At 71.0% G+C, this 14184-nt stretch carries 13 protein-coding genes; 5 read left to right on the forward strand and 8 right to left on the reverse strand.

Annotated elements, in window-relative coordinates; all coding sequences use genetic code 11:
- Nucleotides 1–5 precede the first annotated feature (5 nt).
- The 4 genes from ACFYNS_RS09185 to ACFYNS_RS09200 all read right to left on the reverse strand — a co-directional run bounded on the left by ACFYNS_RS09185 (nucleotide 6) and on the right by ACFYNS_RS09200 (nucleotide 3709).
- Nucleotides 6–737, reverse strand: coding sequence for a ferritin-like domain-containing protein (locus ACFYNS_RS09185; RefSeq protein WP_388601785.1), 732 nt, complete (start codon nucleotides 735–737; stop codon nucleotides 6–8).
- 295 nt (nucleotides 738–1032) lie between these two features.
- A complete protein-coding gene (locus ACFYNS_RS09190; RefSeq protein ID WP_388601787.1) occupies nucleotides 1033–1830 on the reverse strand; it encodes a hypothetical protein in 798 nt (265 codons plus the stop codon).
- Between the two features lie 1130 nt (nucleotides 1831–2960).
- Nucleotides 2961–3527 carry a GNAT family N-acetyltransferase gene (locus tag ACFYNS_RS09195; RefSeq protein WP_360289964.1) on the reverse strand — a complete coding sequence of 189 codons (567 nt, stop codon included), beginning with the start codon at nucleotides 3525–3527 and terminating at the stop codon, nucleotides 2961–2963.
- Nucleotides 3524–3709 carry a hypothetical protein gene (locus ACFYNS_RS09200; protein WP_360289962.1) on the reverse strand — a complete coding sequence of 62 codons (186 nt, stop codon included), beginning with the start codon at nucleotides 3707–3709 and terminating at the stop codon, nucleotides 3524–3526. Before ACFYNS_RS09200 ends, ACFYNS_RS09195 begins: the two co-directional genes overlap by 4 nt.
- A gap of 161 nt (nucleotides 3710–3870) precedes the next feature.
- Here ACFYNS_RS09200 and ACFYNS_RS09205 point away from each other — a divergent pair, with 161 nt between their 5' ends.
- Complete coding sequence (locus ACFYNS_RS09205; RefSeq protein ID WP_360289960.1) at nucleotides 3871–4161, forward strand: hypothetical protein; 291 nt, start codon at nucleotides 3871–3873, stop codon at nucleotides 4159–4161.
- Between the two features lie 184 nt (nucleotides 4162–4345).
- Here ACFYNS_RS09205 and ACFYNS_RS09210 read toward each other — a convergent pair whose 3' ends face one another.
- Nucleotides 4346–5269 carry an alpha/beta hydrolase gene (locus tag ACFYNS_RS09210; RefSeq protein WP_360289958.1) on the reverse strand — a complete coding sequence of 308 codons (924 nt, stop codon included), beginning with the start codon at nucleotides 5267–5269 and terminating at the stop codon, nucleotides 4346–4348.
- 117 nt (nucleotides 5270–5386) lie between these two features.
- On the opposite strand from ACFYNS_RS09210, the gene ACFYNS_RS09215 reads away from it, so the two are divergent.
- Nucleotides 5387–5920, forward strand: a complete 534-nt coding sequence (locus tag ACFYNS_RS09215; protein ID WP_360289956.1) for a CGNR zinc finger domain-containing protein — start codon at nucleotides 5387–5389, stop codon at nucleotides 5918–5920.
- 127 nt (nucleotides 5921–6047) lie between these two features.
- Here the strand turns inward: ACFYNS_RS09215 and ACFYNS_RS09220 are convergent, their stop codons facing one another.
- Nucleotides 6048–6848 carry an Fpg/Nei family DNA glycosylase gene (locus ACFYNS_RS09220; protein WP_388601792.1) on the reverse strand — a complete coding sequence of 267 codons (801 nt, stop codon included), beginning with the start codon at nucleotides 6846–6848 and terminating at the stop codon, nucleotides 6048–6050.
- A gap of 527 nt (nucleotides 6849–7375) precedes the next feature.
- Between ACFYNS_RS09220 and ACFYNS_RS09225 the strand changes: the two genes are divergently transcribed.
- The 3 genes from ACFYNS_RS09225 to ACFYNS_RS09235 are packed head-to-tail and all read left to right on the forward strand — an operon-like array spanning nucleotide 7376 to nucleotide 10932.
- Nucleotides 7376–7963 (forward strand): WXG100 family type VII secretion target, encoded by a 588-nt coding sequence (locus tag ACFYNS_RS09225; protein WP_360289952.1) that lies wholly within the window; start codon nucleotides 7376–7378, stop codon nucleotides 7961–7963.
- 12 nt (nucleotides 7964–7975) lie between these two features.
- Nucleotides 7976–10330: a hypothetical protein gene (locus tag ACFYNS_RS09230; protein WP_360289950.1), complete on the forward strand. Its 2355-nt coding sequence runs from the start codon at nucleotides 7976–7978 to the stop codon at nucleotides 10328–10330.
- A gap of 14 nt (nucleotides 10331–10344) precedes the next feature.
- Entirely contained in the window at nucleotides 10345–10932 is a 588-nt protein-coding gene (locus ACFYNS_RS09235; RefSeq protein ID WP_388601794.1) for a hypothetical protein, read from the forward strand.
- A 60-nt stretch (nucleotides 10933–10992) separates the two neighbouring features.
- On the opposite strand, the gene ACFYNS_RS09240 is transcribed toward ACFYNS_RS09235, so the two are convergent.
- Both ACFYNS_RS09240 and ACFYNS_RS09245 read right to left on the reverse strand, forming a co-directional pair.
- Nucleotides 10993–13140, reverse strand: a complete 2148-nt coding sequence (locus tag ACFYNS_RS09240; protein ID WP_388601795.1) for a xanthine dehydrogenase family protein molybdopterin-binding subunit — start codon at nucleotides 13138–13140, stop codon at nucleotides 10993–10995.
- Between the two features lie 19 nt (nucleotides 13141–13159).
- Nucleotides 13160–14179, reverse strand: a complete 1020-nt coding sequence (locus ACFYNS_RS09245) for an FAD binding domain-containing protein (RefSeq protein ID WP_388601797.1) — start codon at nucleotides 14177–14179, stop codon at nucleotides 13160–13162.
- Nucleotides 14180–14184 lie beyond the last annotated feature (5 nt).

Consider the following 14184-nt stretch of genomic DNA (forward strand, 5'->3'; position numbering starts at 1 on the left):
TGTTGTCAGCCCGCGTTCGTCCAGGCATCCGGGCGCGGCGCCAGCACCGCGGAGACCACCGTGTGGGACGAGGCCATGACGTCGGCGACGAATCGCAGCCGCTTGAGGCCGAGTCGGCGCAGTGCCGAGCCGTGGTCGGCGGCGACGACGAGAGAGACCGCGAGCAGCAGAAGTCGCCACAGGGCCATCGTCGGGCGGCGCGCGGGGCGGGACAGCTCCGCCAGGGAGGCGTGCAGCCGTTCACAGTGGAAGGGGACGTGGCGCTGCTCGTCGGCCAGGATCCGCCCCGCCACCTCCGTGGTGAGCGCGTCGTCGGTGCCGTCGCGGAGGACGCGGTAGTAGCGCAGCGCCACCACTTCCGCGATCATCAGCATCAGCAGTTCGGTACGGAGACCCATCAGACGCCGCAACCGTACGAAGACGACGTCGCTCCAGTGTCCGGGCAGCGTCGCCACGCCCCCCGCCGTCAGCAGCCGGGCGAGGAGACGGGCGTGGTTCTGTTCCTCGGCTATGAAGAGCCGCACCGCCTGCCCGTAGTCGGGATCGCCGGCCTGGTCCGCTTTGTCGATCAGGTTGGCACCGTCACCGTCCTCGCCGACCTGGAAGCGCTGGATGCTGGTCCACACCGCCGAATGCAGCGTCGCGCCCTGCTCCCAGTCCGGATCGCCCAGCGCCTGCCGGCGCGCGTGCTCGTCCTCGAACCGCCTTGTCCACTTGGCGAAGCCACCCGTATCCATCCGGTTCCCCTTTCCGGGGCACAGCCACCGTGCCCTGGAGAGGGACGACGCATGCGGGCGCACGAACCGTTCCACTACCGCCGGGAGCCGTAGCTGACCTCAGCGCCGGGCAGTCCAGGATCCGGGATCCGGGATCCGGGCAGCCCGAGGTGCCAGGGTCACTCCTGGAGCGCGACTCTGAGCGGCCCCAGCACTCCCTCGAGCGGCCTGGCACATCAGCTCATCCGGCCATCCCGTCGCACCCGGCGCCGACAACACGGTCGGACGACGTGCCGCGGGTGCTCCGCGCTCGGCTTCATGGGACCAGGCTGAGCAGCTCGTTCATCCCGTACGGGTACAGCCATGGGCTGTGGTCACCGGCCTGGAGGCGGTCGACCGCGATCAGCGCGTCCGCCGCGGTCTTGCAGCGCGGATGACGCCGGGCAAAGGCGGCGATGCGGGACCGCTGAGTGGGGAGCCAGGCGGCAATCACCTGGGGATCGCCCTCGTGCCACCACGTGAACTCGAGTTCCTCCCAGAGGAGCTCGGTCGCCCAGTCGAGAGTGAGACGGACGAGCCCGGCATCCGCCTCTGGTCCGGAGAGCCCGGCAAGGTGAGCCAACCATGGCTCCACGCCCTCCGTCGCGTGCGCGATTCCCTCGATGAGTTCGGTGAGGTCCGAAGGGGGACGACCGTCGACCAGGGCGATGGCCAGCAGCGCGCGGAATGCCTGCTCTGCAGCGGCACGTTCGGGCGCAGGCCAGTCGGCGAATCCGGCACCGAGTCGGCCGAGATGACCGAGCTCCTGGGAGGGATCTGCGCCGTGCCCTCCCGGTCCCCAGTAGCGCAGCGCGCGGGGCATGAGGCGACGCCACAGGACGGGGTACTGGTCCGCCTCCCAGTGGCTGGGGACCTCCCGCAGGAAATGCCCGAGGAGATCGTCCGGCACGGCAGCGGGATCGCCACCGAGGATGTGCAGCTCCGATTCCGGGGTGCAGTACGTACAGCCGTCCACCGGACGGTCGAGCTCGGGAGGCGGGGCGAAGACCCGGTCGGCCTCCGCCAACGCGTGCCGCCACACGGTGTACGGATCGGAGTCGGGAGGAAAGGACATGAAGCGACCTGCCGGTGGGACTCCGCGCAGGGGACCTGGCGAAGAGAGCACTCTACAACTTGGGGCTCCCGCGGTCCCGAGCCGGAGCTGTGGAGCCCGGTCGGTCCTCAGACGACATCTTGGGCGCCGGCATCGGAAGAGCCGGCACCGCGAGACCCGGTGCCGGGAGACCCCGTGCCGGGAGAGCCGGTTCCGGGAGAGCCGGTTCCGGGAGACCCCGTGCCGGGAGACCCCGTGCCGGGAGAGCCGGTTCCGGGAGACCCCGTGCCGGGAGACCCCGTGCCGGGAGAGCCGGTTCCGGGAGACCCCGTGCCGGGAGAGCCGGTGCCGCGAAAGCCGGTGCCGCCGTCGGCGAAGGCGCGCAGCACCCGTGTGGTCGGGTCCGGTGCTGCTGCGTCCGTGAGGCGGTCGGTGAGCAGGAAGCGGTCCGACTCAAACGCGGATCCGAGTTCGGCCTCGCTCAGAAAGAATGTCCCACCGGCTGGGACGGGATCCCAACCGTGCGACAGGGCATATTCGATGACCTTTCGCACGTCGCCTGGGCGGGGATATTCGGAGTCGGTCGCACAGCCCCACGGCAGGACCGCCCTGGACAACAGATCCGCCTGGAGGACCCGGCTGTTCTTTCCTGCGCCCCAGATGCGGAGCCGGACGCATCTGTGACAGTCGCGCTCGCCGGTCATATGAAGGATGCGGCCCGACCAGGTGAACTCTCGTCCGTCCACGGACAGCTTCCGCAACCGCCTCCGCATGATTTTCCCCTGTTCCCCTGTTCCCCTGTTCCCCTGTCCGGTTGGACCCTCTGACCGCTCGTCCGCGCCGATCCACGGCAGGGCGCGGCAAGAGGGCCGAGCAGGCTTTCCCGCCGGGCACCGGATCCACCTGCGAACTGCGCATCCGATCGAGCCGGCCCCCTCCACGGCCGAGGTCCGGACGAGGTCACCGCGGTGCGGGCAGCCCGGCCGCGGCACGCGCGCTGGTCCTACAGCTCCCCGATTCCGCGCAGTACCGCTGGCGTGTGAGCACTGCACCCCGCCTCGTCGTCTTGGTCCGCGCCGGGTCCCTTCTGAGAACGGCGGCTTTGTCGAACGCCCCGAGGCCCCGCGGCTTGCGCGGCTTGCCGGGGGATCTCAGGAATCCCTGCGCCGTATGTGCAGATGCCCTTCGCGGGGAAAGGACGGCGGCGCCGGGGGCAGGACTGCGTCGAGGCCGTACCGGCTCTTGTCTGCGACGCGGCACGATGCCGGGTTGTCCACTTGGTGCAGGAGTTCCAACTGCTCCAGCGCGCCGGCTCCCACGACGTCGAAGGCCCAGCCGGTGAGCGCCTCCACAGCGCGCGGCGCCACTCCGCGCCCACGGGCATGCGCCGCGGTCCAGTAGCCCACCTCGGCCGACGGTTTGCCGGACGCCACCTCCTTGAGGACCACTTGGCCCGCCAACCGGCCTTGCGGCGCACCGGGTTGCGCTTCGAGAACCGCGAACCCGAACCGGTTCCCCGCTGTCCAGCCTCGCTCCTGGCGCCGCACCCACTGCATCGCGTCGCCCTCGTTCTCGACGGCCGAGTCGGTCCAGTGGCGCAGTGCGGGATCCCGGAACACCTCGATGAGGGCAGCAACGTCCTCCTCTCGCCAGGGACGCAGTACGAGTGCGGGAGCGGATGGCGTCGCGCCCGCGTGCAGGATGGCGATGTCGTTCACCTGCCGATCGTATGCGGCGGTGTTCCGCCCCCGCGCCGACGCTCCTCGGCCCATTTCCGTTCTGTTCGGACGCGCACGGCCTCGATGGACCAGTTGACCGTCGGGGCCAGGCTCTCCGGAGCGGGCCAGGCGTTGATCACCGCGAGGAGCTGGAGGGAGTGCTCCCGGCGCGGGTCGCTCATCCTCTCCGGCCGGTCCGGCAGCAGGCGCCGCCACCTGCACCGCGGGGCATGGTCGTCGTACGAGCGGGAAGCGGACGAGGTAGCCGCGTAGGCGCGGTGGGAAGTGAAGCGGCCCCCTTCCCCGTCGCGTCTGTGGGGCCGGGGGAGTGCTTCACCATGGTGTGAGCGGTGAGTGGGTGCCGACGGTGTGGGGAGGGTTTGGAGTGATCGGCACGGCAGAGGTTCCGCCGCCGGACTCGGGGGGCGTGGTGTACCCGGCGTGCCTCTTCGTCTTGGGCGGGATTCTCGCGTTCAACATCAGGGGGGCTGCCGACTACGTGTACCTCCGCGTCGAGCGCCATGTGACGGGGCTGGGCGGGGGCATCGGGCCCCGGACGCTGCGGATCGTCGGTGGGATCTTCTTCGTCATGGGAGGGATCGGCACGGCTGTCGAGGTCGCGACGCGGCTGTGAGCCGACTGCCGTCGTCCGCTCCCGGCTCCCCGGCTCCCCGGTTTCCGGGTTTCCGGGTTTCCCGGCTCCCCGGTTTCCCGGGGAGCGGGCTACGGGAGAGCGACGTGGGCAGCCAGGGCCCCGGCGCCTCTTCGCGCCTCCCTGGCCCGTCCCACCGGCTCCGGCTCTGCGGGGCGTTGCGCGGTCATCCGTCCGCGGAGGGCTCCGCGCCCTTCGACGCCGGTGCCGCGGAGCCGGTGAGGGCCGCGGGACCGGTGAGGAAGGCGCGGATGTATCCGGCCACGGTGTCCAGGTGGCTCTCCAGGAGGAAGTGTCCGCCACCGGGGATCAGATGGATCTCCGCGTCCGGCAGGTCCCGGGCGAAGGCCCGTGCGCCGTCCGGGCCGAAGATCTCGTCGCCGGCGCCCCAGACGGCCAGCAGGGGGACTTGCCGCTCCCGGAACCAGGCGTGCACGCGGGGGTAGCGGGGCGGGTTGCTCGCGTAGTCGCGGAACAGGGCGAGCTGTACGAGGTCGAGGCCCGGTCGGTTGACCTCGCGGTGGTCGGCGGCCCAGGTGTCGGGGTCGACAAGTTCGGGGCGGTCCACTCCGTGCAGGTACTGCCAGCGGATGGCGTCGAGGGAGAGCGCCGCGCGGGCGGCGGGTTCGGTGCGGGGGCCCGGATCCTCGCAGTACGCCCAGACGGGCTCCCAGAAGTCCGGTACGAAGCCGTCGTCGTAGGCGTTGCCGTTCTGCGTGATCACGGCGGTGACCGCGTCCGGGGTGCGCAGGGCCAGCCGCCAGCCGATGGGGGCGCCGTAGTCCTGGACGTAGACGGCGTAGCGGGTGACGCCGAGCTGGGCCAGGAGGGCTTCGGTGAGGTCGGTCAGGGAGTCGAAGGTGTAGGTGAAGGCATCGGCGGGCGGGGCGTCGGAGTTGCCGAAGCCGAGGTGGTCGGGGGCGATGACGTGGAACCGGTCGGCCAGCGCCGGGATGAGGTGGCGGAACATGCGGGAGCTGGTGGGAAAGCCGTGCAGGAGGACGAGCGTGGGCGCCTCGCGCGGTCCCGCTTCCCGGTAGAAGAGCCGGTGTCCCCGCACGGTCGCGTAGTGGTGGCGGATCTCAACCATTACTAACCCCTTCGAGGTCTCATGGCAGTTACAGATGAGCGCCAGTACACAGCGCATGGAGTAACCTGTCAAATAGCTTGATGGGGTTAGACGAACCAAGTGGGGAAGGTGGCTGCCGTGCTGGACGACCAAGCTCTGATGCAGGCGCTGAACAGCACCCCTGTCGTGGACGGCCGACGCCGGGACCTGTGGCGCGACGATCACGAGCTGGACAGGTGGGCACGGGAGCACGGGGGCCACGGCGGCGACGCGGAGCGCCGGTGGCTGCGCACCGCGCGGGACGCGCTCCAGGCGGTGGAGTCCGGCGCGCCCGCGGAGCCGCGGCTGCGCCGGATCCTGGCCGGCGTCCGCAAGGTCCCGCGGCCCGGCCCCTCCGGGCTCGAGTGGCACGTGGAGATGCCGCCGGAACGCAGGACGGCCGTGGAGCTCGTACTCGCCTGGGCGGACGTCAAAGAGCGCCTGCCCGGCCGGCTGCGGCCGTGCGGAAACCCTGACTGCCGCCTCTTCCTCCTGGACCGCAGCCGCGCCAACACCGCACGGTGGTGCTCGATGAAGACCTGCGGGAACCGGCTCAAAGCCCGTCGGCATCAGGCCCGCACCCGGGAGACGGAATCGGAAGCGACGACGGAAACGAAGACGGAGAACTCATGACCGCCACCTGACCGGCGCAGGGCGCGGCCGGTTCCCCGCCTGCGCCTGCGTCCGTGCTCGTGCCCGTGCCCGTGCCCGTGCCCGGACGCCACCCGCACCCCGATGCCCGCGCCCGAGGCGCCGCCCGCTACGGGGACGGCTCGGGCTGACAGCGCGGGCACCAGAGCGTGGTCCGCCCGGCGACCGGGGCGGTGCGGAGCCGGGTGCCGCAGCGGGGGCAGGGGGCTCCGCCGGGGGCGTCGCGGCGGCCGGTCAGCCAGGTGTCACGGGGCGGGACGTGCCCGGCGCGGACGGAGGTGCGCAGCACGCGGCGCAACGTCCTGTGCAGTGCTGCGCGCTCGTCCTCGGTGAGGGAGCGGGTGGTGCGGGCGGGGTGCAGCCGGGCCTGCCACAGGATCTCGTCGGTGAGCAGGTTGCCGAGCCCGGCGAGGAAGGACTGGTCGAGGAGCGCGGACTTGAGGTGACCGCGGCGGGCGGCGAGGGCGGCGTCGAGGTCCGCCCGGGAGACGGTCAGTGCGTCGGGGCCCAGCTCGTCGAGGCGACGGGCGGCCTCGGGGTCGTCCGCGTACCAGAGTCCCTTGAGTTTGCGCTGGTCCCGGTAGCGGAGCTGGTGCGGTCGGCGGGTGTCACCGAGGGTGAACAGGATCCGGTCGTGGCGGTGCGGCGGATCGTCCGCGTCGGCGCAGACGAGGCGGCCGGTCATGCCGAAGTGGAGCAGGAGAGTGGGGCCGTCGGTGTGCACGAGGAGCCACTTGCCGTACCGCTCGGGCTCCCGCACCTCCCGTCCCGCCAGGTCGCGGCTGAGCCGTCGTGCGCTGGTGCCGTGCAGGACGCCGGAGTCGCGTACCTCGACCCGCCGGATCGTCCGGCCCCGGGCGCAGTCGGCCAGGACCTTCCGGAAACTCTCGACGTCCGGGAGTTCGGGCATGTCCGCCACCTCGTCCCGCGGTCACCGCGTATCGCGGTTCCGCCGGTCCGCCGGTTCCGCCGTGCGGCGCCCGAGCCATGCCGACACCCGGCGTTCGCCGCACCGCACGGCATCTCCTCGCCGCGCATCCGTCCCTTCTCACCGTAGGAGTGCCCACAGCCGGTCGCACGCGGAGCCGACCCGGGTCGTTCGAGTCCGGCCGCACAGCGGTCCGGCTCTGGACGGACACCGGCCCGGCAGCGCCCCACCCGCGACGGACGACGAGCATCCCGCCCTCCCGCACCCGCCCCGGAGACCTCGCGCACCGGCCCGCCGTCCCGCGCAGGCCGCACATGAGGCCGTACGACGGCACCGGTGCACGAGTCCGACACAGCGGCACGGAGTCCGACACGGGCCCATGGGAACGGCACCGGGACGGTTCCGGAACCAACCGCTCTTTCTTCACGTGTATTTGGGAGACGTTCGATCCACTTCCCTTGTAAGTTCCTCAGAGGATCGGCAGTGTTCACCGGCGGAAGCGGGGATTCGTGTCATTCGAGCAGGAATGGGCCGGGTTGGTAGCCGAAGCGCGGGACAAGCAGTCCTCCACCGCCATGCAGTTGAACGGCGCAGACGGCAAGAGTGACGGAAAGTGGCTCCAAGTGACGCCCTCCGTACTCGACGCAACGGCCAAGAAGGTGGAGAAGGTCGACACCGCCTTCCAGAAGGTGGACAACGCCGCCATGCGGGAGATGGAACAGGTCCCCGGGTCGATGAAGGGGTTCGCCAGCGACGACGCCTTCAAGACGTTCCAGGAGATGTGGCGCGGCCAGATGAAGCATCTGCGCAAGCAGTTCGCGAACACGGCCACGGCGCTGCGCAACGTCACGGCGACGACGTTGGAGGGGGATGTGTACACCAAGGAGCAGGTGGACAAGATCGCCGAGGACCGGGACCGGAAGGAGCATCCGCTCAAGTACCTCCTGGACCCGAACCGGAAGCCGCTGCTCTCCACGACTCCGCAGTACCCGTTCTCCACGGACCAGTATCCGCTGCTGAAGCCACCCTCGTCGGAGAAGCCGGTGTACGGCCCCCCGCTGCCGACGGTGCCCTCGACGTCCGAGCCGAAGTCCTAGGGGATCCGATTCATGAGCGACACTCTCGACTACCAGACGGTGCGGCACGTCAACCTGACCGCGCTGCAAGCGGTGGTGAAGGCGTGGAACAAGCTCCCCGAGGACTTCAGAACAGTCCACACGTCTTTCGACCGCACGGTCACCAAACCGCTGAGCACCGAACGGAGCGGCTGGCACGGCGACTCCCACAAGGCGGCGGTCAAGCACTTCACGGTCGTCCAGAATCAGGTCACGGAGGCCGCCGGACAGGCCGAGTGGCTCGGGAAGGAGATGTCCCGCTGCCTGAAGGTGTTCGAGGGCGCCAAGAAGGACCTGGTGGACGTCGAGTCCACGGTGTCCGAGAAGCCGACGGGCGGCGGAAAGAACTACCTGAAGCTGAACTCCAAGGACGGCGTCGTCTATGTCGACCCGCCCGACGGTGAGGACGGCTCAGGAATCAGGAAGGCGTACCACGAGGTCATCACGGACCTCAACAAGAAGATCGAGAAGGCCCTCCGCGACGCGGCCGAGGCCGACGCGGACCTGAAGAAGGCCCTGACTTTCGACCCGCACGGCGACGGCTTCAGCGGCGACACCCCGAAAGCGCAGGCCAAGAAGGACGTCGACGCGCTGTACAAGCTGGCGGGCGACGAGGACTTCAAGCGGGATCCGAAGCTGCTCGCCAAGGCCAACGGCATCTTCGCGATGAATGACGGCAACGCAGAATTCGCTGAGGAGTTCGCCACCCGCAAGGGTGCGAAGGGTGTTCTGGAACTCTGGTACAAGGCGGCCCAGCCGGACTACGAGGACGCCATGCCGCCGGACCCGAAGGACCGTCCGAAGGGGGTGGACAAGCAACTGGCGGCCCTGCAGGACAATCTCGGCAACACCCTGGCTCTGGCCAGCCACTCCGACTCCCCGGCCATGACGAAATGGAAGAACGACGTCATCGACCTGGGTTACCAGCGGATGGGCGAGCAGCCTCCCAACGTGTCCATGGGCACCTACCGGGCGGCCCCGCCCTACGGCTTCCAGGTGATGAGCAACCTGATGCGGACGGGGAAGTGGGACACCGACTTCCTCAACGACTACGGCGCCGAGCTGAAGAAGACCGACGAGAAGCCGTTCATGACGCCGGGCCCCTACTCCGATCTGGAGAAGGCCGTACCCGAGCGGAAATGGCTGAGCTACGGCCTCAACCCGCCGAATTATCTGAACTTCGGCGCCGAGTACGACCAGGGCCAGGACCCGTTCACCGGGTACATGGAGGCCCTCGGGCACAACGCGGAGGCCTCGACCGACTTCTTCTCGGACAAGGAGAACTTCGAGTACGCCCTGAAGGACCGCAAATGGTTCCCCGACGGACCGATCCCCGACTCCGGGCCGCACAAGGACTGGCAGGGCGGGCACGTGGCGACGGGCCACGCGCTCGGCGCCGCGACGACCGGCCATGCCTGGGACGCACCGTTGCATGTCCCGGCAGAGCACACCACGGACCAGGCGCACGTGATGTCCGACCTCATCAAGGGCATGGGGGAGATGGACGACAACGGAAACGCGGAGATGCCGATGTACCCCGGCATGCGCCACGGCCTGGGGAACGCCGCAGCCGAGTACGCGCCGGACTTCTTCCGAGCGATGAAGGACGGCTCGGGTGAGGAGCAGCTGTTCCCCATGTCCGGGGAACAGGCCGCGATGGAGCACCGTGACGCGACGAAGTTCCTCGTGCAACTCGGGGAGGATCCGGACGCCCATGCGGCGGTCACCGCCGGCCAGAAGCTCTACACGGCCCAGGTACTCGACCATCACCTGGGCGGGGACGTCCCCGCGAATCAGAGGTACGACGCTCCGCCGGAGGACATCGTGCACGAGGTGCTCAAGGTCTCGGGAGAGACCGCGGGCACACTGGCCTCCGGCGCACAGGAGGCCATCATCGGCCCGGCAGTGGTGGAGGATCAGGAATACGACAAGGGCACTCTCCACAAACGCCTGTGGACCAACGGCGCTTTCGGCACCGTGGTGACGGGGGTCAGCGTCCTGAAGCCCTTTGCCGCGCATCCCGTCGGAGCAGCGACCGCCGCGGCGTTGATCATCGGGGCCGAGGGGGCAGCGCTCAACGACCACGACGCCGAGCACTGGAGCAGCAACAAGTCCGCCCCGGCAGCGGACAGAGCCGGCGCGATCTACGACGAGATGGCCGGGCGTGACGTTCGGCAGAACGAGAAGATGCTGGAGGCCATCGGGAAGGAGTACAACATCGACGTCTCGAAGAGTTGGTCGGAGCTGTACTCCGAGGACGGCTTCACCCACGGATACAGCAGGGTGGCGTCCACGGCGCCGTTCCTCACCTCGATCGAACAAGTCAGGCAGATGGCCGTACAGAAATAGTGGAACGCACACACATGAACCGCCCGCTCCGTATCACCCTGCTCACCGTCCTCGCCGTGGCCCTGGTCGCGGTGGGGGCGCTGGGCGGCGCGCTCTCCCAGCGCGAGGACCGCAATGACGCCGAGAAGTTCTCCGACATCTCGGGGGACACCACCTGCTGGGCCGCCGGGTCGGTGGTGGACCGGGTCGTTCCCGCGTCCCACTACACGGACCGCTGGAAACGGCTGACCAGAGAAGATCTCGGCTACAACGCCCAGTGCGGCATCACAGTGGACGGCAAGCAGGTGCTGCGGGTCTCCGTCGAGCAGCACAACTCGGTGCACAAGCCCGACCGGGTGGGCACCGGCCCGGACCACGGCAAGACCAAACGCATCCCCGGTTTCGAACAGAGCTGGTCCTCCCGGGACGCCGCCGCCGCCGTCGTCCCCTGCACCAAGAACACGGGCGACGACAACGCCACCAATCTGTACGTCAAGGCCCAGGCGTGGCGGAAGGACTACGGGAAGCTGCGCCAGGACATGGTGCGGATCGTCGAGCAGGCGGTCAAGGCTCATCGGACCACGGCCTGCAACAGTGCCCCGGCCGAGGACGACCGCGACTGACCAGGCACAGCGCCCTCGTCCCCCTCGGGGGGCGAGGGCGCGCCCAGGGCTCCTCGCCGGCTACCCGCCGCCGCACTCCCACGCCCCCACCCGGTCCGGGGTGAGGGGCAGGGTGCGGTGGCGGGTGCCGGTGGCGTGGTGGACGGCGTTGGCGAGGGCCGCGGGGGTGCCGACGATGCCGATCTCCCCGATGCCCTTGCCGCCGACGGGGTTGAGATGCGGGTCGTGCTCCTCGATCCAGTGCGCGTCGATGTCGGGGACGTCCGCGTGCGCGGGGACGTGGTAGGCGGCCAGGTCACGTTCGACGAAGCCGCCGAGCCGGGCGTCCAGCGTGCTCTGCTCGGTCAGCGCCATGCCCAGGCCCATCGTCATGCCGCCGATGAACTGGGAGCGGGCAGTGCGCGCGTTGAGGATGCGGCCCGCGGCGAAGACGCCGAGCAGCCGGCGGGTGCGCACCTCCCCGGTGACGGCGTCGACCGCGACCTCCGCGAAGACGGCGCCGAAGGCGTGCCGTGCGTAGTCCTCCTGGGAGCGCACGTCGGTGGCGGTGTCGACGGTGACGATGCTGCCGCCGGACTCGCGCAGCTCCCGGCACGCCTTGTGGACGGCCCAGCCCCAGGAGGCGGTGCCGGAGGATCCGCCGGCCACCGACGCAGCGGGCAGGTCGCTGCTGCCGATGTCGACGCGGACGGCGTCCAGTTCCACGCCGAGTTCCTCGGCGGCGATCTGGGCGAGCACGGTACGGGCTCCGGTGCCGATGTCGGTGGCGTTGACGCGCACCTGGTAGCCGGGCCGGGCGCCGTCGCCCAGCACCTCGACGGACGCGGTGGACGGAGCGACGTAGACCGGGTAGGTGGCCGCGGCCACGCCCGTGCCCAGCAGCAGGTCGCCGTCGCGGCGGGTGCCCGGGCGCGGGTCGCGGCGCTCCCAGCCGAACCGGCGGGCGCCCTCGCGCAGGCAGTCGGCCAGGTGGTGGCTGCTGAACGGCTTGCCGCTGTCGGGCTCCCGGTCGGGGATGTTGCGCAGCCGCAGTTCGACCGGGTCGATGCCGAGGGCTGTGGCCACCTCGTCCATCGCGGATTCGAGCGCGTACATGCCGGGTGCTTCGCCGGGGGCCCGCATCCAGGAGGGGGCGGGGACGTCGAGCGGGACCACCTGGTGGCTGGTGCGGATACCCGCGGCGCCGTACATGACGCGCGAGGGCACGGCCGCCTGCTCCACGAACTCCTTGAACGAGGCGGTGTGGGTGAGCACGTCGTGGCCGAGCGCGGTCAGGGTGCCGTCCTCCCGGGCGCCGAGCCGCAGCCGCTGGATGGTGGGGGCGCGGTGGCCGACGACGCCGGGCAGTTCGCGCCGGGGCAGGACGACCTTGACGGCGCGTCCGGTGTGCCGGGCGGCCATGGCGGCGAGCACGGCCTGCGGGCGCGGGGTGCCCTTGGAGCCGAAGCCGCCGCCCACGTGCTCGGAGACGACCGTGACCTGTGCCGGGTCGAGGCCGAACAGCGCCGCGAGCGTGGTGCCGACGAGGGTGGCGCCCTGGCTGGAGTCGTAGGCGATCAGATGGCCGCCCTCCCACACGGCGGTGGCGGCGTGCGGCTCCATGGGGTGGTTGTGCAGCGGGCTGAGGGTGTAGGTGGCGTCGAGTTGGTGCGGCGCCGCGGCGTACTCGGTGTCGAAGTCGCCGGTCTCCTGGTCGGCCGGGTAGCCGCCGTTGGCCTCCTCGGGGTGGTAGAGCCCGGGGTGGTCGGCGCGGAGCAGCACGTCGTGCGGCTCCTCCGCGTAGTCGACCCGGAGCGCCTGCGCCATCTCGCGCGCCGTCTCGGGGGTCTCGGCGACGGCGAGCGCCACGTACCAGCCCCGGTGCGGCACCTGCGGGCTCTGGAGCAGGGCGAGGATGGGGTCGTCGGGTTCGCCGAGCCGGGGCGCGTTCTCGTGGGTGAGGACGGCGAGTGCGCCGGGCAGGGCCATGGCCTCGCTGTCGTCGATGCCGGTGACGCTGCCGTGCGGGACGGTCGCGGGTACCGGCCGGCCGTACACGCAGGCGGGCGGGGTGTGTTCGGCGGCGTAGCGGGCCGCGCCGGTGACCTTGGCGTGCCCTTCGCGGCGGGCGGCGGGGGAGCCCAGTACGGGTTCGCCGGTGCGGTCCCCGGGGCCGGTGCGGTCGCGGGAGGTGGTGCGGTCCTGGGAGGTGGTGTCGTCCACGGCCATCGTCCTCGTCCTCGGATCCTCAGGCCCCTGAAGGGCGGTTCGCGGCGGGCTGCGGGGGCTCGGCAAGGCCGGTCAGCAGCCGTACCGCCACGCCGCGGGCCAGCGGCACCTTGAAGGCGTTGTCCGCCAGCGGCTCGGCCGCGGCCAGCTCGGCGTCCACGGCACGGGCGAAGGTGTCCGCGTCGGCGCGGGTCCCGACCAGCACCTCCTCGGCGGTGCGGGCCCGCCACGGCCGGTGTGCCAGCGCGCCGAACGCGAGCGCGGCGTGCCGCACGGTCCCGTCCTCGTCGAGTGCGAGGACGGCGGCGGCCGAGGCCAGCGCGAAGGCGTAGGAGGCGCGGTCGCGGGCCTTGCGGTAGCCCGCGCGGGCCCCGGCGGGCGGTGCGGGCAGGGTGAGGTGCGCGACGAGTTCGCCGGGCCTGAGCACGGTGTCCCGCTCCGGGGTGTCGCCCGGCAGCCGGTGGAACGCGGCGGCCGGTACCGTCCTGGTCCCCTCGGGGCCGAGCAGTTCGACCTCCGCGTCGTAGGCGGCCAGCGCGACGGCCATGTCGGAGGGGTGGGTGGCCACGCAGTGCTCGGAGTGGCCGAGTACCGCCATGTCCCTGGTGGCGCCCTCGCGGGCGGAGCAGCCCGAGCCGGGCTCGCGCTTGTTGCAGGGCGCCGAGAGGTCCTGGAAGTAGGGGCAGCGGGTGCGTTGCAGGAGGTTGCCGCCGGTGGTGGCCAGGTTGCGGAGCTGCCCGGAGGCGCCGGCCAGCAGCGCCTGGGACAGCGCCGGGTAGTCGCTGCGGACGGCGGGATGCGCGGCCAGGTCGCTGTTGCGGACGTTGGCGCCCACCCGCAGGCCGCCGCCGGGCGCGGTCTCGACGGTGTCCAGGGCCAGCCGCGAGACGTCGATGAGGTGCCCGGGGGCCTCCACGCCGAGTTTCATCAGGTCGACGAGGTTGGTGCCACCCGCCAGGAAGTACGCGTGCGGTTGCGCGGCGAAGGCGGAGACGGCCTGCTCGGGGCTGGTGGCGCGTTCGAAGGTGAAGGGTTTCATGGTGC

This window comes from Streptomyces sp. NPDC006925 (assembly GCF_042869575.1).
Lineage (GTDB): Bacteria > Actinomycetota > Actinomycetes > Streptomycetales > Streptomycetaceae > Streptomyces.